Genomic DNA, 20,589 nt, shown 5'->3' on the forward strand with positions numbered 1-20,589 from the left:
AGGGACTGGCGGCCGGCATTACCAGTTATAGGGCTTGTGCAGGCCGCTGCGGATCGCCAGTTTGCGTACCTCCACTTTAGCGTCAAGCAGTGCCTGCTTGACGGCCGAGTCTATGCGGCCCCAGCCGCGGTAACTCCAGAATACCGTGTTGGCTCGCTTGCCTTCGCTGCCAAATCGGCCCGTTCTGGCAAACCATTTGCGGTACTGGGCATCGTCCATGCCTGCAAACGGGGTGCGCTGTTGTAATTTGGCATCAGATTCTGCCGCATGCGTACCCTGAAAGGACAGGCTCTGATGCTGTGGATCGTAGCGTAGCCAGTGTGAGCGCACCCCGGTCGGCGTTAGTTCCAGCATCAGCTGATCGCAGACTGCTGGCGTGTTGTAATGTAGCTTACGACCGCGGAAGTCTACTTGCGGCAATAAAAGATTTCCCAGGGAGTATGCTATTGCCCCGTGTTTGTAGATTTCATAGCCCTGCGCCACATGCGGGTGGTGGCCAATGACGAAGTCCACGCCCATATCAATCGCCTCGCGTGCCCATTCGCGGTCTGCTGGCTGGGGGAAAGTAGCCAGTTCGTAGCCCCAGTGCATGAATGCGATCAGTTTTGCATTGGGAAAATCCCGTCGCAGTTTGGCCAGCGTTGCCAGCGCTGCCGCGGGCTGGAAGATCAGTGCCGCGTCGTCATGCGTTTCGCGACGCGGTTCGGGTAGGGGGGAACAGGCTGCAAATAGAACATACTGCTGGTCTTTGACCTGCAACTCGCACCAAGGGTGGGCGCGCGTGCCAAATATGCCGATGGCATGTTCAGCCAGCATGGCCTTGCTGGCGTCGATCCCACCTACATAGTCGGATATATGGTTATTGGCCAATCCGCAGGCGCGTACGTTGAGGGCCTTGAGCGTTTCGATAACGCAGGCGTCCGAATACAGATTGAATTTGTGGAGGTTATGGACGCGACTATCATTGGCGCTCGCCTCAAGTACGCCGCCTTCCAGGTTTACGACCATCTGGCCATCTGCGCATACTTTCCGCAGTTCATCAAAAGCGATAATGTCCGCTCCTGGCCAGGCCAGGTCGCCAGCGAAAAAAAGGCTCATCAGGATACTTTCGAAAGGTCTTGGTAAGCTTGTTGTAGGCGGGAAACGGCTTGCTCCGTGGAGAAAAGCTGCCGCGTACGTTCCATCGCCGCGGTGGACAATGCCGACCAGTGTTTCTTCTGCCACAGTGCCAAAATGGCAGACGCATAGGCACTGGCGTCTGCATCGAAGGGCACCACGACGCCGCAATCGCCGATCACCGTGCGGTTGAATCCATTGTCGGTGGCCACTGGTACACACCCCATCGCCATGGCTTCGGTCAGTGCATTGGAATGCCCCTCGCCAAGATGGCGCGTGGGAAAAATGAATATATGCGCCTCGCCAAGCGCCGCGAGTACTTGCGTTGCTGGCAGCGACCCCAGCCATTGCACGCCGACGTCGGCATAATCACGCACCATGTCGTCGATCAACTTCTTATCGCCGGGACCTATGATGCTGATTTCGCAGGCCAGTCCGTTTGCCTGCAGCAGGCCGGCTGTCTGTACTGCTGTCGCAACACCTTTTTCCAGCGTTACGCGGCCCACATAGACCAGGCGCAGCGGAGTGCTGGCACTGAGCGGTATACGGGGCGGCAAATTGCTCGTATCGATGTGATTGGGAAGATAGAAGGCCCGCCGGTATGTTGTCTGTTCGACAAACTGCGCATAGTCCATGCCTTCGATCATGACCTGGTCCGCGCCGCGCAGCAGATGGCAAAACAGCCAGCGATAGAGCGGACCCAGGCGCGCGTAATGCTTGTGCATCGCACCGGCGCGTATATCGTAGATCGTTTTGAGGCCGTGTTTGCGGGCCTGCCACATTAGCAGGATCTCAAAGGCCGTAAATTGTTTGTACAGTCCGGTCAAGTGAAAGATTCTGGCATCCGGCGAGGCTTGGCTTACATGCGCGATTTTCCGGTATAAGGAGAGGTAGCCGCGCAGGTAACCCCCCAGCTTGGCCAGCGGGCTTCCCTTGGGTACTGGATAGTTGAGTTCATGCACGACTGTACCGCCTGCCCGCAATGCTTCGATCGTGCGCACGTTACACGCTTCGTAGCCGCCCACTGGCGTGGCGCCAGGCTGGGGAATGGGGCCGCAAAACAGAATGCTTTCCTTCATGGTGTCTCCGAGAGTGTTTTTGCGCCGGACCATTCCTGCACGATCCACTTGAACTTGCCGCTGGATTGCAGGGCCAGATCGTCTACCAGCACGATGTCAGCCGCCACTTTCAGGCTGACATATTTATTGAAATGTTCGCGCAACGCCAGGCCGTCGGCACTCGTGTAGCCCTGATCCGGCACGACGCGCAATTGCCATTGCCCTGGACCCACCTGCGCTACCTGCGTTTTTTGGATATTGGTGAGAAACTTGACGGCAAACGTAATGATGCCCGCACTGATGGGCGTGCCTTCGCTGTCATATAGCTGATCCTCAACCTTGCCGGAGGATAGTTCGATACGGGGATAATGTCTGCCGCAGGGGCAGGCGCCCGGTACCCAGCGTGCTCGGTCGGCAATCCGGTAGCGTACCAGCGGCATCACGTGGTTATGCAAGGTGGTCCCGACCACGTAGCCGAAATCGTCCGTTGGCTGATCGTGCTGGTCTAGAATTTCCACATAGGAATATTCTGGATGCAGGTGGTAATACCCATGTTCACACTGGCCGGCAAAGGCGATGCGTTCGGCCATGCCGTAGAAGTCGAATACCTTGCAGCCAAAGGCGCGTTCGATTTGTTCGCGCTGGGCCGGATAGACGGGTTCGGAACCGGTGACGACGGCGCGCAGGCGTAAGGGGTGTGCCAGCCGTTCGGCCGCGCGCGCTAGCTCAAACGCTGACGATGGATAGGCCCGCAGCTGTCTGGCTCCCGCACGCGCTATGCTGTCGAGCATGCCCTCGGCCGTGGCGCGACTCAGGTGACGCGTCGATACCAGCAACTGCTTGCCGAAACGATCCCACAGCCAGGGTTGCGCATCCTGCTGGCTGATATCGATGACTTGGTCCCCCCGCAAGATGGCTTGTGCCTGGCCATTTTCATGGCCGGCCCAGTGCCAGAACTGTAACTGAAATGCTTCTTCCCAGATAATCGAATCGATACTGCGGAACACTTCTAGCGGTGTGCCGGATGAGCCGCTGGTTTTTCCCGGTGCCCACCATGGCCGGCGTTTTCCCTCGTTCGGATAAAAACTGCCGCGCCCGGAGACGAGATCGGGTTTGCTGATCACAGGATGCGTCGCGCTCAGCCAGTCGCGGATGGCCACATTGCCTGGCGCCTCGGCAATATGGGCATAGCGAGGCAGGCGGCGCGCGCTCGCGAGAGTGGCGCGCAGCAGGCTTTCTTGGCGTGCCATCAACTGTTCCACAGGCCAGAGCTCGCGTGCGACGAGGTTGCGTGCGCGTGCCAGGGCAAAGGGATTGCGACGTACCAGATGGCGTGTCAGGAACGATAAATTTTTCGCAACTGGGAAAGGCATACGTGAGTTTCTTAGATAGGAGGGGGCCGGTGCACACAGGCGGTGGGGGATACGGGTCGAGTATGTTGACGTATATGAAATTTTCCCACTTGCCCGGACTATAGCGTTATCGGGCCATCTCCGTCAAATGGGTAAGTAAAATAGGCTTTCTCACAGGCATCATGCGTGCGATGGAGAATGTTGCTCAGCGTCATAGACTTCGCAGTTTTGCTGCAATACGGTATTATCATGTCATTGAATTAATAATAATTCCACAAGGAAATTCCTGCTGGTGTGCATTGGATGCGCTTGAAGATGGCAGGCGACAACATGAAAAGAATGGAACGGTAAGGGTATGACGTCGATCGCATGGAAAATCAACCGCATGAAGCTGATGGGCGCGCCCGAAATTGTCTGGCGGGTGCAGCAATTGCTGCAAAAAAAAGCCAGCAAACTGGGCATCGGCTTGCTGCGCCGCGTGCCGGCGCCGCAATTGCAGCATCTGGGCCGGCCCTTCCTGGCCGGTGACGGCCGCGACACGGATATCGCCGCCCTGCGCACCGCGGCCGATGCCGTGCTGGCGGGCCGCTGGAATGTCTTCGCCCTGCGCGGCGCGGAACTGGGTTTCCCACCGCAATGGAACCGCGATCCGAAGACGGGTACCGTGGCGCCGTTGACCCTGGGCAAGCAGATCGATTACCGCAGCGAAAAAGTGGTGGGCGACATCAAATACTTGTGGGAACCGAACCGCCACCTGGAACTGGTGACGCTGGCGCAGGCATGGAAGGCCACTGGCGAAGCGCGCTATGCGGACGGTGCGCGCGTGCTGCTCCAATCGTGGTTCGAGCAATGCCCGTATCCCATGGGCGTGCACTGGACCAGTTCGCTTGAGCTGGCGCTGCGCCTGCTGAACTGGGCTTGCGCCTGGGAATTGCTGGGCGGCCTGGCATCGCCGTTGTTCCAGGGCGAGGCGGGCCAGCGTTTCCTGCAGCAGTGGCTTGCCGCCATCTACCAGCATGCGCACTTTATCGCCGGCTATTTTTCGCGCCACTCGTCGGCGAACAACCATCTGTTCGGCGAATACATGGGCTTGTTTGTGGCCAGTAGCGTATGGCCTTGCTGGCAGGAAAGTGCGAAATGGCAGGCGCTGGCGCGCAAGGGGTTGGAGGAGGAGGCGCTCAAGCAAAATACGCCCGATGGCGTGAACCGCGAGCAAGCCGTCTATTATCAGCATGAGGTGATGGACATGATGCTGCTGTGCCATAGGATCGGCCAGGCCAACGGTGCGGGCTTTTCCACGGCGTACCTGGAGCGCCTGGAGTGCCTGGCTGAGTTCATCGCCGCGCTGATGGACGTGGACGGCAACGTACCGATGACGGGCGATGCCGACGATGCGCAGATGGTGCGCCTGGCGCACGAGGATGGCTGGCATCGCTACCGCTCGCTGCTGGCCAGCTGCGCCGTATTGTTTGGTCGCGCCGACTTCAAGCGCAAGGCCAGGCATTTTGACGACAAGAACCGCTGGCTGTTCGGTGTGGCTGGCTTGCAACACTGGCAGGCGCTCGATGGCGGCTTGCCGGAGGCGCCCGTGATGGCGTTTCCCGACGGCGGCTACTTCCTGCTCGGCAGCGACTTTGGCACGCCCGAGGAAGTGCGTCTGGTGGCCGATTGCGCGCCGCTCGGCTATCTCTCCATTGCCGCGCATGGCCATGCCGATGCGCTGGCCTTTACCCTTTCCGTCGCCGGTGAAGAGTTGCTCACCGATCCCGGCACCTACGCCTATCACACGCAAAAAAAATGGCGCGACTACTTCCGCAGCACGCCCGCGCATAACACGGTAGCCGTCGACGGCCTGGACCAGTCTGAAATCGGCGGCAATTTCATGTGGCTGAAAAAAGCCAATGCGCGCATGATTGTTCATGAAACGAATTCCGACGTGCAAGTTTTTGAGGGCGAGCACGATGGCTATGGCCGCCTGGCCGATCCCGTGCTGCACCGGCGTCGTATCGAGTTCAACTTTAATAATAAATGCATTGTTGTAAAAGACATATTACAATGTATAAATGTACATGATATTTCCGTGCACTGGCAGTTCGGCGACCACTGCGTGGTCACCGTCGACGACGGGCAATTGCAGGCGCAGGGACTGCGGTCCGGATTGCGCATGCGCTGTTCGCATGGAACGCTGGACCTCTTGCGCGGCAGCGATACACCGCCTGGCGGCTGGATATCGCGCCGTTTCGACGAGAAAGCACCGATCGCCAGCGCCGCCTGGCGCGTGAGGGTGCAGGGAACCACTGAAATCGTGACGCACATCGAGCTGATGCCGCAGGCGTCGCCGGCTGATTCGCCGGCTAATCATTAAGGGAGCATATTTTGAAAATCAGTATTTTTGGCCTTGGCTACGTGGGTGCGGTCTCTGCCGGTTGCCTGGCAACGGATGGACACGAAGTGATCGGCGTCGATCCGAACAGGACCAAGGTGGAACTGATCAACCAGGGCACCACGCCCATCATCGAAAAAGACATCGGCGAGATGATCGCCGCCACCGTGAAAAGCGGCCATTTGCGCGCCACGTTCGACGTGCGCGACGCCGTTTTCGGCTCGGACATGTCGCTCATTTGCGTGGGCACGCCGTCGCAGCTCAATGGCAACCTGGACCTGAGCCACGTGCGCAAGGTGTGCCAGGAAATCGGCGCCGCCATCCGTGAAAAAGACAGCTTCCACGTCGTCGTGGCGCGCTCGACCATGCTGCCTGGCTCCATGCGTTCGCTCGTCATTCCGACCCTGGAAGCGGCCTCGGGCAAGGTGGCCGGCGTCGATTTCGGCGTGTGCAACAACCCGGAGTTCCTGCGCGAAGGCACGGCCGTCTACGATTACTACAATCCGCCGAAGACCGTCATCGGCGAGTCCGACGAAAAGGCTGGCGCGCTGCTGGTGCAGCTGTATCAAAAGATGGACGCGCCGCTGGTGCGCACGGACGTCGAGACGGCCGAGATGGTCAAGTACACGGACAATACCTGGCACGCCGTCAAGGTGGCGTTCGCCAACGAGATCGGCAACATCTGCAAGGCCGTCGGCATCGATGGCCACAAGGTGATGGAAATCTTCTGCCAGGACACCAAGCTGAACCTGTCGCCGTACTACATGAAGCCGGGCTTCGCCTTCGGCGGTTCGTGCCTGCCGAAAGACGTGCGCGCGCTGACCTACAAGGCGCGCAGCCTGGACCTCGATTTGCCGCTGCTCAATTCCATCCTGCCGTCGAACCAGCGGCAAGTGGAAAAGGGCATCAAGATGATCGTCGACAAGGGCGCGCGCAAGGTGGGTATCCTGGGTTTCTCGTTCAAGGCCGGCACGGACGACTTGCGCGAATCGCCGCTGGTCGACGTCATCGAGTACCTGCTGGGCAAGGGCTACGAGCTGAAGCTGTACGACAAGAACGTCAACCTGGCCGCCTTGACGGGCGCCAACCAGGATTACATCCTCAACCACATCCCGCACATTTCCAAGCTGATGGTAACGAACATGCAGGACGTGCTCGATTTTGCCGACACCATCGTCATCGGCAATGGCGCGGCCGAATTCAAGACCGTGCCTGGCAGCCTCAAGCCGCACCAGCACATCGTCGACCTGGTGCGCATCAGCAAGGAACAAAGTGGAGAGCAATATGACGGCATCTGCTGGTAAGACCGTGGCAGGTCAGCCGCGTCGCGTGCTGATCCTGGTGGAAAACCTGCCGTCGCCATTCGACCGGCGCGTGTGGCAGGAAGCGACCACACTGCATGCGAACGGCTATGAAGTATCGATCATCTGCCCGACGGGCAAGGGCTACGAGTCGCGCTACGAAGCCATCGACGGCATTCATATCTACCGCTACAACCTGCCGCTGGAAGCGGAGGGTGCGAAGGGGTATCTGGTCGAATATTCGCTGGCGCTGTTCCACACTTTCCGCCTGGCGTGGAAAGTGCATTTCGCGCGCGGCTTCGACGTCATCCACGCCTGCAACCCGCCCGACCTGCTGTTCCTCATCGGCGGTTTTTTCAAGCTGACGATGGGCAAGCGTTTCCTGTTCGACCACCACGACATCAATCCGGAACTGTATGAAGCCAAGTTCGGCCGACGCGATTTCTTTTACAAACTGATGGTGCTGTTCGAGCGCTGGTCATTCCAGAGCGCCGACGTGTCGATCGCCACCAACGAGTCGTACAAGAAGATCGCCATCGAGCGGGGCGGCATGAAGCCCGAGGATGTCTACGTGGTGCGCAGCGGACCCAAGCTGGACCGCCTGCGCGTGCTGCCGCCCGTGCCGGAACTCAAGAGGGACCGTGCCTACCTGGTCGGCTATGTCGGCGTGATGGGCGCGCAGGAAGGCATCGACCTGCTGCTGCAGGCGGCGCAATACATCGTGCAGACCCTGAAGCGCGAGGATGTGCAGTTCGGCCTGGTGGGCGGCGGCACCTCGCTGGAACAGATGAAGCAGATGGCGCAGGACATGGGCATCGCCGACTACGTGACCTTCACGGGACGCGTGCCGGACCAGCAATTGCTGGAAATGCTCAACACGTCCGACGTGTGCGTGAACCCGGACGTGGCCAACGACATGAACGACAAGTCGACCATGAACAAGATCATGGAATACATGGCATTGGGAAAACCGATCGTGCAATTCGACCTGGTCGAGGGCAAGGTCTCCGCGCAGCAGGCATCGCTGTATGCCTTGAAGAACGACCCCATCGACATGGCGCGCAAGATCGTCGAATTGCTCGACGACCCCGCCCGCCGCGAGCAGATGGGCGCGTTCGGCCGCCATCGTGTGATCAACGAGCTGGAGTGGGAATATGAAGCGCCGAAGCTGCTGGCCGCGTATGCGCGCCTGTTTCCCGCCGCCGCGCCCGCCATTCCCGTGACCTTGAGCAAGGATGGCGGCTGACATGCGCCGCCTGGCCAGCCATCCCCAACCCTGATGGAGCATCCCCGACGATGAAAGCAATGATTTTAGCGGCAGGCAAGGGCACGCGCGTGCGGCCCCTGACCTATGATTTGCCCAAGCCGATGATCCCCATCCTGGGCAAGCCCGTGATGGCTTACCTGGTGGAACACCTGGCGCAGCATGGCGTGACCGATATCATGGTCAACGTCAGCTACCTGCATGAAAAGATCGAGGAATATTTTGGCGAGGGCCACCAGTTCGGCGTACAGATCGGTTATTCCTTCGAAGGCTATACGAATGATGCTGGCGAGGTCGTGCCGCAACCGCTGGGTTCGGCTGGCGGCATGAAAAAGATCCAGGAGTTTGGCGGCTTTTTTGATGACACGACGATCGTGCTGTGCGGTGATGCATTGATCGATCTCGACCTGGAGGCGGCGCTGCGCGAACACCGCAGCAAGGGCGCGCTGGCGTCCGTCATCACTCTGGAAGTGCCCTGGGACAAGGTATCGAGCTATGGCGTGGTGGTCAGCGACGACGATGGACGCATCCGTGCCTTCCAGGAAAAACCGGCGCAGGCCGACGCGTTGTCCAATTGCGTCAGCACCGGCATCTATCTGTTCGAGCCGGAAGTGCTGGACCTGATACCCTGCGACCGATCGTTCGATATTGGTTCGGAACTGTTTCCTCTGCTGGTCGAGAAGGGCTTGCCCTTCTATGCGCAGAAGCGCCAGTACAACTGGATCGACATCGGCAGCGTCAAGGATTACTGGGAAGTGCTGCAAAGCGTGCTGATGGGGGAGGTGGCCCAGTTGCACGTGCCTGGCACCCAGATTGCCGATGGCGTATGGGCGGGCCTGAACACCAGCATCGACTGGAGCGAGGGCACGTGTATCGAAGGCCCCGTCTACATCGGCTCAGGCTGTCGTATCGAAGCGGGCGCGACCATTATCGGCCCCACCTGGATCGGCCACGGCAGCCATGTGTGTGGCGGCGCGGAAGTGGTGCGCAGCGTGCTGTTCGAATACACGCGCGTGCTGCCGGACGTGGTGCTCGATGAAATGATCGTCTTCAAGGATTACAGTGTCGACCGTGCCGGCGAGATGCGCCATGTCTCCGATTACGCGACCGATGCCTGGGGCAATGCGCGCGACCGTCGCAGCCAGCGCCGCGCGGAAATGCCGCCGGCCCGGTACGCTACCCTATAAACTGTTTGCGAAGTGAAACCATGAAAATTTACCCAGTCATTCTGTCCGGCGGTTCGGGCACTCGTTTGTGGCCGCTGTCGCGCGCCGTGCTACCCAAGCAACTATTACCGCTGGTAACGGACAAGACCATGCTGCAGGAAACGGCGCTGCGCGTGATCAGTCTGCCCAACCGTCGTGCCGGCGATAGCGGACTGGCCGGTTTCGACGTCATGCCGCCGCTGGTGGTGTGCGGCAACGAGCACCGCTTCATGGTGGCCGAGCAACTGCGCGAGATCGGCTTGCCGCCGCTGGGTATTTTACTTGAGCCGGTTGGACGCAACACGGCGCCGGCCGTGGCCGTGGCCGCGCAATACCTGCTGGCCATCGACCCGCAGGCGCTGATGCTGGTCTTGCCGGCCGACCATGTCATTAGCGATGTTGCTGCTTTTCACCAGTCCATCGCCGACGCGGCACTGCTGGCGGCCGATGGCGCGCTGGCCACCTTCGGCATCGTGCCGACGGCGCCCGAAACTGGCTATGGCTACATCCGCAGCGGCGCGCCCGTGACCCCTGGCGCCGTGGGTTGCAAGGTCGAGCGTTTCGTGGAAAAGCCGGACCTGGCCACGGCGCAGTCGTTCCTGGCTGCCGGCAATTATTTCTGGAACAGCGGCATGTTCATGTTCCGCGCCGAACGCTATTTGACCGAACTGGAGCAATTCCAGCCAGCCATGCTGGCCGCCTGCGAAGCGGCCGTGCGCGACGGCTACCGCGACCTCGATTTCTGCCGCCTGGAAGAGACGGCCTTCGCTGCCTGCCCGTCCGATTCGATCGACTATGCGGTCATGGAGCATACGGCGCATGCGGTGGTGCTGCCGGCCGCCATCGGCTGGAGCGATGTCGGTTCCTGGTCGGCCCTGTGGGAAGTGCAGCACGGTGATGCCAACGGCAACGTGGTGCGCGGCGACGTGTATCTCGATGGCGTGAGCAATTGCCTGATACGCGCCGAGCGCCGCATGGTGGCCGTGCTGGGCGTGCAAGACCTGGTCGTGGTGGAAACGGACGATGCCATCCTGGTGGCGCACAAGGACCAGGTACAGCGCGTGAAACAGGTGGTCGATCACTTGAAGCAGGCGGGGCGCAGCGAACACGTGCAGCACCGCAAGGTGTACCGCCCTTGGGGCAGCTATGAAGGCATCGATATCGGCGAGCGCTTCCAGGTCAAGCGCATCACGGTCAATCCGGGTGGCAAGCTGTCCTTGCAGATGCACCATCACCGCGCCGAACACTGGGTGGTCGTCAGCGGCACGGCGCAAGTGACGTGCGGCGAGAAAGTGACCTTGCTGACGGAAAACGAATCGACCTACATCCCCATTGGCATGACGCACCGGCTGGAAAATCCGGGCAAGCTGCCCTTGCACTTGATCGAAGTGCAGTCGGGCAGTTACCTGGGCGAAGACGACATTGTGCGCCTGGAAGATGTCTACCAGCGTGCCTGATGTGCGGTCTTTACGATATCCGTACAATGGAAACTATTGTCTCTAGGAATGATGCTATAAAGTAACTTCTACTTAAGTAATAGTCAACATAAAAAATTGCTTTATGCTATGATTCTGCCTGGTTTGATCAGATAACTCATGTGGACGCACTGGCGCGTCCGCATTCACGTTGAGTGGAATCGCATGAAGAAAAATACGTATTCGGCGCTGGCCGCGTTGGCCTTTGCCGGCTCAGCCTTATTTTCGCAGGCAGCCGTTGCCGCGCCCGTCGATATCAGCTCTACGCCTGGGGTTGTCAACCTGGCGGCGGGCGGTTCGCTGACCTTCGGCGACAAGTTCAAAAACAATCAAAAGAGCAATTTTTTCAATGACCTGTTCACGTTCAATGTGACACAGGCCAGCGACCTGAGCGTGGTGCTGAATTCGCGCAGCAGCAGCGCGACGAATGGCCTGAACCTGACGGGTTTTGGCTTGTACAGCAGCGTTGGCAATACCTTGTTGCTGGGCGGCGATCAACTGTTGAGCGGCATTGATGACAAGTGGACCCTGTCGTATGCCAACCTGGCTGCCGGTTCCTATTACCTGAAAGTCAGCGGCAACGTGGTCTCGAACACGGGCGCGGCCTTCGGTGCAAACGGCAGTCTGGTATCGGCCGTGCCTGAACCAGGTACGTATGCGATGTTGCTGGCGGGCTTGAGTCTGCTGGGCTTCATGGCACGCCGTCGCCAGAATGAGGCTTGAGTATCGCCTGGCTTCTGGCTGATTGGCGTCCTCGTTTGCGTTTCCATCCCGCAACTGGCTTGAGCCAGTTGCAGTCCTCTTGGTAAAAAGTATGAAAAAATTCCTGACATCCCTGTTTGTCGCCGCCATGTTTGCCGGCAGCAGCCTGGCAGCCCATGCGGCTCCCGTTGACATCAGCCACGCCACCGTGGATCTGACGCAAGACTTGCTCGATTATTCCAGCAGTGAGCTGCTGGGCTCGTTTTCGCTGGCGCCAGGCCAGCTGGCCGGCGCGGGCAATAACTTTTTCAGTGACAAATTCACGTTCAGCGTCACGGGCTTTAACGACCTGAGCGCATTGGCCACGTCGCTCAAGCCGAGCGCCAATTCCGGCCTGACCCTGACCGGCTTCAGCCTGGGCAATGCCAGCGGCATTCTGTTTCATGGCGCGCTTGATCTGATCAATTTCACGGCGCAAGACCAGGCGTGGTCGCTGCAGTCCGGCTCCTCGCCGTTGGCTGCGGGCAATTACTTCCTGCAAATTGACGGTTATGTTGCCTCGCCAACGGGCGGCAGCTATAGCGGCATCCTGGCCGTCACGCCGGTGCCGGAGCCGGAAACCTACGGCATGCTGTTGGCTGGTCTGGGCCTGGTAGGCTTCGCGGCGCGCCGCCGCAAGCTGCAAGCCTGAAGGTAAAAAATTCTGTACATGAAACGGAGGCTGCGGCCTCCGTTTTTCTTGTCGCCGGCCGACGTGGCGCTATAATCGTCACGCACAGTGGGTGGCTGCGGCATGGCTGCTTCGATCTTCCTCAACGGCGATATTGACCTTGCAGAAATCTCTTTTCCTTTCGCTGGCGCTGGCCGCCGGCATCGCACGTGCCGATGCGCCGTCCATGCCGCCAGGATTGACTGCGCCGCAATTGGCGGTCGTGATCAATGACGCCGAGCCGAACAGCATCGCGGTGGGGGAGTATTACCGCCAGGCGCATGGTATTCCTCCTGCAAACGTGGTGCACGTGAATATCCCGAATCGCCCGCGCAAGCTCAGCGTGGCTCAGTTCGCGCAGTTGAAGGAGCATATCGACGCTCAGTTGAAGCCTCATATCCAGGCCGTGCTGATGGTGTGGAGCGCGCCGTACGCGGTCGAATGCAATTCCATCACGTCCGCCTATACCCTGGGCTACGATGCGGCGCAGTGCGCGAAAACGTGTGACGCCGGCAAGCCCAGCACGTATTTCAACAGCAATGTGCCGCAACCATTCACGCAGATGGGCATGCGCCTGTCCATGCTGCTGCCCATCGATTTTGTGGAAGAGGCCAAGGCCGTGGTGGATCGCGGGACGGTCAGCGGTTTTTCCGTGCCCGCCGCCAGCGCGTATTATCTGACCACCAGCGAAAATGCGCGCAACAGCCGTGCCGCCTTTTTCCCGCCTGCCGGGATCGTGCGCCAGCGCAAGCTGACGGTCAAGAACCTGAAGGCCGATGTACTCGATGGCGCGCAAGACATCATGGTGTACCAGACCGGCATGGCCAAGGTCGCCAAGCTCGACACCTTGCGCTTCCTGCCGGGCGCCCTGGCGGATCACCTGACTTCGTTTGGTGGCGATCTGCAGGGGACGGCGCAAATGAGCAGCCAGCGCTGGCTGGAGGCGGGCGCGACGGCCAGCTACGGGACCGTCAGCGAGCCGTGTAACTATTGGCAGAAATTTCCGAATTCGACCGTCTTGCTGCGGCGCTACCTGAGCGGGATGACGGCACTGGAAGCATACTGGGGAAGTGTGGCGTGGCCGGCACAAGGTCTGTTCATCGGCGACCCACTGGCGGCGCCCTATGGGGCGTTCCGACGTTAACGGTGCCAGATCATGTTGCTGTCAGTGAAATAAAAAAAGGCTCTTGCGAGCCTTTTTTATCAGGTTGTAGCCGCACGCTTCCGGCGTCCCATGAAGGCCACCAGCCCCAATCCGGCCAACAACATGGCATAGGTTTCCGGTTCTGGAACGGCGAGTACCGGCGGCAATATGGTGGCGGGAGTAATGCCGCGGCCCTCGATGCCACCGCCGGCGCCGCCGGAGCCGACTCCACCTCCGCCACCTGCAGGTGCCGAGGGGGCGCTATCGGACGATGTCAGCAGCGCAGCGTATTGTTCCGGCATCGCACGTGCGAAACCGCGATACCCGTCGCCAGCAATGGGTTCCTGTTTTTCTTGAGTAACAAAATCGCGCGTTCCCGCACTGTAGTCAAAGCCATCTTGCGTGATGCCTTTTCCCAGGCCGTTGCGGCTGGCACGGCCGTTCGTATCGAACTGGCTCAAATCATGGCCGCGGCTGTCGAAATGCGGCTTGCGCAATACTTGTGACGATTCTTCATTGCCAAATTCGGGCGTGGCCCCTTTGCCGTCGTTGGTGCGCCAACCCATGCCCACGGCACCGTTGGCCAAGCGGCAAGCGCTGTAGGTGCTGTTCATGTCTGCGTCATTGGGATTGCCATTGCCATTGGCGCTGTTTGCTTCGCAGCGCTTGTCATTGGCGGCGGCCGGTGTCGCCGTTTGCGCGCGCGCGTAGCCCGCACTCAATGCCAAGGCGGCGGTGATCAGGGAGAGCTGGACGGTGGTGCTGAATTTTTTCATGGTGTGTTCTCGCTAGGTGTTCATGCTGGCCATGCCTGCATGCCGCTTGATCCGTTTGGTCCTGCAACAGATTCAAGGCCGTTCATCGACTCGGATGGATCGCATTCCGAGGAGTCAGGCGTGGACTGGGCCTTCCCCATCGTACTCATTGCATATTTGCTGATAGGCAAGCTTTTTAAACTTGCAAGGAATAAAACTTATTTAATAGAAATATATCATGTTTCGGCTAAACATGCAGTTCCAGCTTGCGCCCAGGCCCCGCCTGTTGCGGTTTTGATACTTGCTGAAAAAATAAGCGCACATGGCTTTTACTCCGTTCGGCTTAATCAAATGTCATCAAGTCGTCATCCCCGGCCTTTAATATGCAAATAACAAGTCTGAAATACTTTTGTTAATTGTGGCGCGCCGGCCGATCATGTGGGGCCGGCGTCATTTATTTACCGACCGGGATCCTCATGCACACTTCGTTTTCCCCCTTGCGCACGCCGCTGCGCCTGACCGTCATGGCCGCCGTGCTGGCCAGCCTGTCCGTCCCAGCCCTGGCTGCTTCCGATATCGTCATCAGCCAGGTGTATGGCGGTGGCGGCAATACGGGGGCGCTGTACCGCAACGATTTCATCGAAGTCTTCAACCGCGGCGCCAGTCCCGTGAACCTGGGCAACTGGAGCGTGCAATACGCGTCCGCCGCTGGCACGAGCTGGTCCGTGACGGCCTTGCCGGCTATCGATTTGCAACCAGGCCAGTATCTGCTGGTCCAGCAAGCCAAGGGCGCGGGCGGCACGCAGGACTTGCCTGCGCCAGATGCCACGGGCAGCCTGGCCATGTCCGGCACGGCAGGCAAGGTGTTGTTGAGCAATAGCAAGACGGCCCAGACGGGCGCCAGCCCCACGGGCGCCGCCATCGTCGACCTGGTCGGTTTCGGCACGGCCAACGGTTTTGAAGGCGCCGTGGCGCCCGCGCCATCGAATACCCTGTCGATTACGCGCGCGAATGGCGGCTGCGGCGACACGGACGACAATAGCGCGGACTTCGCGGCCGGCAGCGTGGCGCCACGCAATACGGCGTCGCCCTTGAATGTGTGCGGCGGTCCCGTCGTGCACCAGATCGTCACCACTTGCCCGGCCAGCCTGGCCTTGGCTGTGGGCAATGGCGGCAACGCCGTGCTGCGCGCGTCCGACGTCGATGGCGTCGTGAATGCTGCTATCTTGAGCTCGCCGGCCGTGGCCGGCATCAGCCTGGCTAATTTCAGCGCGGCCGGCGTGGCGGGCGAAAGCGCCAGCGTGAACCTGCTGGTGGCCGCCGGCGTGCCGGTGGGCAATTATCCCGTCATCGTCAATTTCAGCAACGACCAGCTGCAAAGCGCCAGCTGCAAGATCGATGTCGCCGTGCAAGGACTGGCCGCCGTCAGCCACACGATCCCGCAAATCCAGGGCAGCGGTGCCAGCAGCCCCTACGCCAATTCCGTGCAGACGACGGAAGGCGTGGTGACCCTGAAAGTGGGCACGGGCTTCTTTATCCAGGACGCGGCCGGCGATGGCGACCCGTCGACGTCGGACGGCATCTTCGTGTACACGGGCGCGACGGCCACCACCGTGCAGCCGGGCGAACTGGTGCGCGTGACGGGCACGGTGGTCGAATACACGCCATCGGGCGCGAAAAATTCCTATACGGAATTCAAGGACGTGACGGCCATCCTCACGCAAAGCGCGGGCCACAGCATCGTGCCGGCGAACGTGACCTTGCCGAACGAGAACCTGGCGGCAGTGGAAGGCATGCTCGTGCGCTTCACGCAACCGTTGACCGTGTCGCAAAACGCCTATCTGGGCGCGCGCGGCGAACTGAGTCTGTCGGCGGGGCGTCGCGAAGTCCCGACCAACCGCTACCCGGCCGGTTCCGCCGAGGCGCAAGCCTTGACCGCCGCCAATGCGAACAACCTGATCGTGCTCGATGACGGCATTTTCGTGGTGCCAGCGACGATACCGTACATCGGCCAGGACAACACCGTGCGCAGCGGCGACACGGTGGCCGATCTGACGGGCGTGGTGGACTTTGGCGCCATCGGCGGTGGCGGCGCCGCGTACAAATTGCAGCCGACGCAAACGCCGCAATTCTCGCGCGACAACCCGCGCACGGGCAGCCCGGAACTGCCGTCCGGCAACGTCAAGGTGGCCAGCGCCAACGTGCTGAATTTCTTTACGACCTTTACCAATGGAAATAACGTATTTGGCCAGACGGGGCAGGGCTGCACCGTGGGCACTTCGACCACGAAGAGCAATTGCCGCGGCGCCGACAACCTGGCCGAGTTCGTGCGCCAGCGCGACAAGATCGTCGCCGAACTCAAGACCATCGATGCGGACGTGGTGGGCTTGATGGAAATCCAGAACAATGGCGAAACAGCCGTCACGTACCTGGTCGAACAGCTGAACGCGGCCATCGGCGGCGTCACGTACGCCGTGGTGCCGAAGCCGGCCGCCACGGGCACGGACGCCATCCGCGTGGCCATGATCTACAAGCCTGCCAAGCTGGGCCTCGTGGGCGGCGCCTTGTCGGACGCCAACGCCATCAACAACCGTCCGCCGATGGCGCAAACCTTCCGTGCCGGCAATGGCGAGAAATTCTCGCTGATCGTCAATCACCTGAAGTCGAAGGGCAGCTGCCCCTCGAGCGGACTGGACGCGGACCAGAACGATAGCCAGAGCTGCTGGAACGCCACCCGCGTGCAGCAGGCCCAGCGCCTGGTGGGCAGCTTCGTGCCGCAGGTGGCGGCCGCCGCCGGCGACGCGGACGTGCTGGTCATCGGCGACTTGAATTCGTATGGCGCGGAAGACCCGATCCAGGTCATCACGGGCGCCGGCTTCGTCAATGAACTCGAGCGTTTCGTGCGGCCGTCCGGCATGCCGTATTCGTACGTGTTTGGCGGCCAGAGCGGCTACCTCGACCATGCACTGGCCAGCGCTTCGCTGAGCCCGCAAGTGGCCGGCGTGGCCGAATGGCATGTGAATGCGGACGAGCCGGAAGTGATCGACTACAACATCGACTCGGCCAAGCCGCAAGACCTGTACAACGCCTTGCCTTACCGCGCCTCGGACCACGATCCCGTCGTCATCAGCCTGGACTTGCAGCCCGCCTACCGCGACATCACGGCCGGCGTGGCGCAAGCGAGCTCGGGCCTGGCCTACAACCGCGCGACGCAAAAATACACGGGCACGTTCTCGTTCACCAATACGGGCACGAGCGCCTTGAACGGCCCGTTCCAAGTGGTGTTCGGCGGCTTGCCTGCCGGCGTCAGCCTGGCCAATGCCACGGGCAGCCATGCGGGCGCCGCCTACGTCACCGTCAACGCGGCCAGCCTGGCGCCAGGCGCGACGGCCTCGTTTGCCGTCAGTTTCACCAATCCGTCGAAAGTGACGATCAATTACTCGGCCAGCATCTTCGCTGGCAACTTCTAAGGACACCATCATGTTGACAACGACACTCAACCTCACCCTGCGTCGCGCCGTGTTGGCCGCCGTGCTGGCCGGCAGCTCCAGCCTGGCGCTGGCGGACCCGCTCGGCTACCACGTGGAGATCGACACGAGCGCCTTTTCCGGCGCCGGCTTCCTCGACTTCGCCTTTATCGCCGGTAACAGCCCCGCGCCGGGCGCCAGCGCCGTGCTCAGCAATTTCTCGGGCGCCTTTGGCGCACTGGAATCGGTGGAAGGCAACGTCAGCGGCAGCTTGCCCGGCACCTTGACCTTTGGTAATAGCGGCGCTTACAACGACTGGTTCCACAACGTGACCCTGGGCGGCAAGTTCGGTTTCAACATCGTCTTTGGCGGCGACTTCCTGAACACGGCCGGCAACGCGGGCACGACGTTTGGCGTGGGCTTGCTCGACTACACCGGCATGGCTTACCTGGGCAATACGAACGGCAACCTGGTGCAGTTCGAACTGACCCCGCTCAACGGTGGTTTGCCGGCCAGCATCGCCGGCAGCACGTATGCGGGCATCGCATCGATCTCGGCCGTGCCGGAAGCGTCGGAATGGATGATGCTGACGGGCGGCCTGGCGCTGATCGGTTTTGCCCTGCGCCGCCGCCAGCCAGTCACACGCGCATAGTTTTTTTTCCAGCCTGGACACAGCGCGCCTGCGGGCCGCTGTGTTTTTTTATCTATTTATTCGTAATAGCTATAAATCAGGAAACTAAATTGTATTAGTCACCGTTTTACGCTTGATGCATAGTCAAAAACTTGTCGGGCAGTCTAGTATTTTCATGACTGCCGCCAACTTTTTCGGGAGATGCATCGATGCCTGGCCATATCCTGGTGCTGGACCCTGCGCCCTCCATGCAGGCGCTGCTGGCGCACAACCTTGAGGGCGCCGGCTACCGGGTCAGCTGCGCCGTTGACGCGCGCGGCGCGCTGGCGCTGCTGGCGACCGACCCGCCCGACGTGCTGCTGCTGGAATGGGAGTTGCCCGATGCGTCCGGCATCGCGCTGCTGCGCCAGGTGCGCCAGGATGGCGTGCTATGCGACTTGCCCATCATCATGATCAGCACGCGCGACAGCGAACAGGACAAGGTGCTGGCGCTGGAAAGCGGCGCCGACGATTATCTGTGCAAGCCTTTCGGTCCCCGTGAAATGCTGGCCCGCGTGCACGCGCTGCTGCGCCGTCGTGCGCCATCTGCCTTGCGCGCTGGTACAGGCACGGCCGGGGCTGCCGCCTTGCGGCTCGATCCGCACACCTTGCGCGTGACGGCGGGCAAGGTGCCCATCCACCTTGGCCGCGTTGAATTCAAGCTGCTGCATTTCCTCATGGACCATCCGGGAAGGGTGCATAGCCGCGCGCAACTGCTGGACCAGGTGTGGGGCCATGCCGCCTATCTCGACGAGCGCACGGTCGATGCCCACGTGGGACGCTTGCGCCACGCCTTGCAGCCGGGCGGTTGCGGCCACCGCATCGAAACCGTGCGGGGCAGCGGCTACCGCTATCTGGCGTTTGATACCGCCGATGCGGCCGTGTACGCATGATGCTGCTGACGGGGCGGGAGCAGGAATATCTGTTGCACGCCATCCTCGGCGCGCATGGCATCGCCGCGCCCGGCGATTTCTTTCTGTGGAGCCAGGGGCCGCTGCAAACGTTGTTGCCGCACGACATATTGATGTGCGCGCAGCTGGACGCCGACGGGGCCGTGCTGTGCAGCGAAGCCTGGCACAGCGCCGCGCCCGACCACGCGCTGCTGCGCCAGCGCCAGGGGCAGCTGGCGCACCTTGCGCTGGCCTGGCGCGCGGGCGGCCGGAGGGCGGGCGTCATCGACGGCGTGCTGGTGCATGGCAGCGTGGGCGACGCCGGCGGCAGCTTTTTTGCCCTCTTCGCCGTGACGCCTGCGGACGCGGCGCGGCAAGCGTATGTGCTGGAATTGCTGCTGCCCTATCTGCACGTGCACTGGCTGGCGTTGCCAGGCAGCCAGCGTGCGCGCGTGACGGGCCCGGCTGCCACGCGCGCGGCCAGCGCGCGCGAACTGGAAGTGCTGCATTGGGTCCGCGAGGGGAAAAGCAATGACGAGGTGGGGCAAATTCTCGGCATCAGCGGCGCCACCGTGAAAAGCCATTTGCAGCGTATCTACAAATTACTCGGTGTCAGCAACCGCACGCAAGCCGTGTCGCGCGGCATCGCGCTGCGCCTGCTCAGCCATTAGCGCTGGTCCCGCGGCCGGGCCTGACTCTTTTCATTACCATCTTGCATGTGTTCGATGCTGCCGGGCGATACCCGCGCCACGTCCGGGCTCGCCTGCAGGCGGGCCACTTCGACCGGTGTCAGCATGGCGGCAAAGCCATTGAAGGCCGCCGTGTAGCGGTATTGCACGGGGGCATCTGGTACCAGCGCCAGCACGGCGTGCTGCTGCGCTTCCAGCCGGGCCGTATAGCGCCGCGCCGCGTCGCTGTTCGTATCGAGCCCATGCACGCCGTCCGCTTGCGAGGCCAGCGGCGGGGTGCGCAATTGCACCACATAGGACTGCCGCGCCTCGGCGGCCTGCGTCGCCACAGGCAGGGCATGGATGCCGGTCATGCCGGCCAGGATGGCAATGCAGAGGCGAAATGTGGACATGCGTCGATTGTACGCGC

17 protein-coding genes are annotated in these 20,589 nt (G+C 61.1%); 12 read left to right on the forward strand and 5 right to left on the reverse strand.

The window, feature by feature from the left end:
- Nucleotides 1-18: 18 nt before the first annotated feature.
- From BLU39_RS17425 to BLU39_RS17435, 3 genes are read right to left on the reverse strand one after another with little or no spacing between them, the layout of a single operon-like run.
- The gene (locus BLU39_RS17425) at nucleotides 19-1,098 is read right to left on the reverse strand and encodes a CapA family protein (protein ID WP_092715158.1); all 1,080 of its coding nucleotides are present in this window, start codon (nucleotides 1,096-1,098) and stop codon (nucleotides 19-21) included.
- On the reverse strand, nucleotides 1,098-2,195 hold the full coding sequence (locus BLU39_RS17430; RefSeq protein ID WP_175539347.1) for a glycosyltransferase family 4 protein: 1,098 nt from the start codon (nucleotides 2,193-2,195) through the stop codon (nucleotides 1,098-1,100). Before BLU39_RS17430 ends, BLU39_RS17425 begins: the two co-directional genes overlap by 1 nt.
- A complete protein-coding gene (locus BLU39_RS17435; RefSeq protein WP_139178324.1) occupies nucleotides 2,192-3,547 on the reverse strand; it encodes a phenylacetate--CoA ligase family protein in 1,356 nt (451 codons plus the stop codon). Before BLU39_RS17435 ends, BLU39_RS17430 begins: the two co-directional genes overlap by 4 nt.
- A gap of 334 nt (nucleotides 3,548-3,881) precedes the next feature.
- Here BLU39_RS17435 and BLU39_RS17440 point away from each other — a divergent pair, with 334 nt between their 5' ends.
- The 8 genes from BLU39_RS17440 (at nucleotide 3,882) to BLU39_RS17475 (ending at nucleotide 13,709) form a co-directional block, all read left to right on the forward strand.
- Nucleotides 3,882-5,891 (forward strand): heparinase II/III family protein, encoded by a 2,010-nt coding sequence (locus BLU39_RS17440; RefSeq protein WP_092715166.1) that lies wholly within the window; start codon nucleotides 3,882-3,884, stop codon nucleotides 5,889-5,891.
- 11 nt (nucleotides 5,892-5,902) lie between these two features.
- Complete coding sequence (locus BLU39_RS17445; protein ID WP_092715168.1) at nucleotides 5,903-7,213, forward strand: nucleotide sugar dehydrogenase; 1,311 nt, start codon at nucleotides 5,903-5,905, stop codon at nucleotides 7,211-7,213.
- Nucleotides 7,194-8,456, forward strand: coding sequence for a glycosyltransferase family 4 protein (locus tag BLU39_RS17450; protein WP_092715170.1), 1,263 nt, complete (start codon nucleotides 7,194-7,196; stop codon nucleotides 8,454-8,456). Before BLU39_RS17445 ends, BLU39_RS17450 begins: the two co-directional genes overlap by 20 nt.
- Nucleotides 8,457-8,506: 50 nt before the next feature.
- On the forward strand, nucleotides 8,507-9,661 hold the full coding sequence (locus tag BLU39_RS17455; protein WP_092715172.1) for a nucleotidyltransferase family protein: 1,155 nt from the start codon (nucleotides 8,507-8,509) through the stop codon (nucleotides 9,659-9,661).
- A gap of 20 nt (nucleotides 9,662-9,681) precedes the next feature.
- A complete protein-coding gene (locus BLU39_RS17460) occupies nucleotides 9,682-11,136 on the forward strand; it encodes a mannose-1-phosphate guanylyltransferase/mannose-6-phosphate isomerase (protein ID WP_092715174.1) in 1,455 nt (484 codons plus the stop codon).
- 183 nt (nucleotides 11,137-11,319) lie between these two features.
- A complete protein-coding gene (locus BLU39_RS17465; RefSeq protein ID WP_092715176.1) occupies nucleotides 11,320-11,877 on the forward strand; it encodes an FxDxF family PEP-CTERM protein in 558 nt (185 codons plus the stop codon).
- A 91-nt stretch (nucleotides 11,878-11,968) separates the two neighbouring features.
- Entirely contained in the window at nucleotides 11,969-12,547 is a 579-nt protein-coding gene (locus tag BLU39_RS17470; RefSeq protein ID WP_092715179.1) for an FxDxF family PEP-CTERM protein, read from the forward strand.
- A 139-nt stretch (nucleotides 12,548-12,686) separates the two neighbouring features.
- The gene (locus BLU39_RS17475) at nucleotides 12,687-13,709 is read left to right on the forward strand and encodes a TIGR03790 family protein (protein WP_368087028.1); all 1,023 of its coding nucleotides are present in this window, start codon (nucleotides 12,687-12,689) and stop codon (nucleotides 13,707-13,709) included.
- Between the two features lie 59 nt (nucleotides 13,710-13,768).
- Here BLU39_RS17475 and BLU39_RS28995 read toward each other — a convergent pair whose 3' ends face one another.
- A complete protein-coding gene (locus BLU39_RS28995) occupies nucleotides 13,769-14,485 on the reverse strand; it encodes a PEP-CTERM sorting domain-containing protein (protein WP_092715184.1) in 717 nt (238 codons plus the stop codon).
- Between the two features lie 455 nt (nucleotides 14,486-14,940).
- Between BLU39_RS28995 and BLU39_RS17485 the strand changes: the two genes are divergently transcribed.
- From BLU39_RS17485 to BLU39_RS17500, 4 genes are all read left to right on the forward strand, one after another.
- The gene (locus BLU39_RS17485; RefSeq protein ID WP_092715186.1) at nucleotides 14,941-17,934 is read left to right on the forward strand and encodes an ExeM/NucH family extracellular endonuclease; all 2,994 of its coding nucleotides are present in this window, start codon (nucleotides 14,941-14,943) and stop codon (nucleotides 17,932-17,934) included.
- A gap of 10 nt (nucleotides 17,935-17,944) precedes the next feature.
- Nucleotides 17,945-18,583 carry an NF038129 family PEP-CTERM protein gene (locus BLU39_RS17490; protein ID WP_092715188.1) on the forward strand — a complete coding sequence of 213 codons (639 nt, stop codon included), beginning with the start codon at nucleotides 17,945-17,947 and terminating at the stop codon, nucleotides 18,581-18,583.
- 188 nt (nucleotides 18,584-18,771) lie between these two features.
- The gene (locus tag BLU39_RS17495) at nucleotides 18,772-19,494 is read left to right on the forward strand and encodes a winged helix-turn-helix domain-containing protein (protein WP_092715190.1); all 723 of its coding nucleotides are present in this window, start codon (nucleotides 18,772-18,774) and stop codon (nucleotides 19,492-19,494) included.
- The gene (locus BLU39_RS17500; RefSeq protein ID WP_092715192.1) at nucleotides 19,491-20,162 is read left to right on the forward strand and encodes a LuxR C-terminal-related transcriptional regulator; all 672 of its coding nucleotides are present in this window, start codon (nucleotides 19,491-19,493) and stop codon (nucleotides 20,160-20,162) included. Before BLU39_RS17495 ends, BLU39_RS17500 begins: the two co-directional genes overlap by 4 nt.
- Here the strand turns inward: BLU39_RS17500 and BLU39_RS17505 are convergent.
- Complete coding sequence (locus tag BLU39_RS17505; protein WP_092715194.1) at nucleotides 20,159-20,572, reverse strand: protease inhibitor I9 family protein; 414 nt, start codon at nucleotides 20,570-20,572, stop codon at nucleotides 20,159-20,161. The genes BLU39_RS17500 and BLU39_RS17505 overlap by 4 nt on opposite strands.
- Nucleotides 20,573-20,589 lie beyond the last annotated feature (17 nt).

The sequence above is a fragment of the Janthinobacterium sp. OK676 genome (assembly GCF_900103595.1).
Classification (GTDB): domain Bacteria; phylum Pseudomonadota; class Gammaproteobacteria; order Burkholderiales; family Burkholderiaceae_D; genus Janthinobacterium.

Coding starts and splice junctions, on each gene's coding strand:
- BLU39_RS17425 (WP_092715158.1), bottom strand. CDS start 1,098: ATGAGCCTTTTTTTCGCTGGCGACCTGGCCTGGCCAGGAGCGGACATT.
- BLU39_RS17430 (WP_175539347.1), bottom strand. CDS start 2,195: ATGAAGGAAAGCATTCTGTTTTGCGGCCCCATTCCCCAGCCTGGCGCC.
- BLU39_RS17435 (WP_139178324.1), bottom strand. CDS start 3,547: ATGCCTTTCCCAGTTGCGAAAAATTTATCGTTCCTGACACGCCATCTG.
- BLU39_RS17440 (WP_092715166.1), top strand. CDS start 3,882: ATGACGTCGATCGCATGGAAAATCAACCGCATGAAGCTGATGGGCGCG.
- BLU39_RS17450 (WP_092715170.1), top strand. CDS start 7,194: ATGACGGCATCTGCTGGTAAGACCGTGGCAGGTCAGCCGCGTCGCGTG.
- BLU39_RS17455 (WP_092715172.1), top strand. CDS start 8,507: ATGAAAGCAATGATTTTAGCGGCAGGCAAGGGCACGCGCGTGCGGCCC.
- BLU39_RS17460 (WP_092715174.1), top strand. CDS start 9,682: ATGAAAATTTACCCAGTCATTCTGTCCGGCGGTTCGGGCACTCGTTTG.
- BLU39_RS17465 (WP_092715176.1), top strand. CDS start 11,320: ATGAAGAAAAATACGTATTCGGCGCTGGCCGCGTTGGCCTTTGCCGGC.
- BLU39_RS17470 (WP_092715179.1), top strand. CDS start 11,969: ATGAAAAAATTCCTGACATCCCTGTTTGTCGCCGCCATGTTTGCCGGC.
- BLU39_RS28995 (WP_092715184.1), bottom strand. CDS start 14,485: ATGAAAAAATTCAGCACCACCGTCCAGCTCTCCCTGATCACCGCCGCC.
- BLU39_RS17485 (WP_092715186.1), top strand. CDS start 14,941: ATGCACACTTCGTTTTCCCCCTTGCGCACGCCGCTGCGCCTGACCGTC.
- BLU39_RS17490 (WP_092715188.1), top strand. CDS start 17,945: ATGTTGACAACGACACTCAACCTCACCCTGCGTCGCGCCGTGTTGGCC.
- BLU39_RS17495 (WP_092715190.1), top strand. CDS start 18,772: ATGCCTGGCCATATCCTGGTGCTGGACCCTGCGCCCTCCATGCAGGCG.
- BLU39_RS17500 (WP_092715192.1), top strand. CDS start 19,491: ATGATGCTGCTGACGGGGCGGGAGCAGGAATATCTGTTGCACGCCATC.
- BLU39_RS17505 (WP_092715194.1), bottom strand. CDS start 20,572: ATGTCCACATTTCGCCTCTGCATTGCCATCCTGGCCGGCATGACCGGC.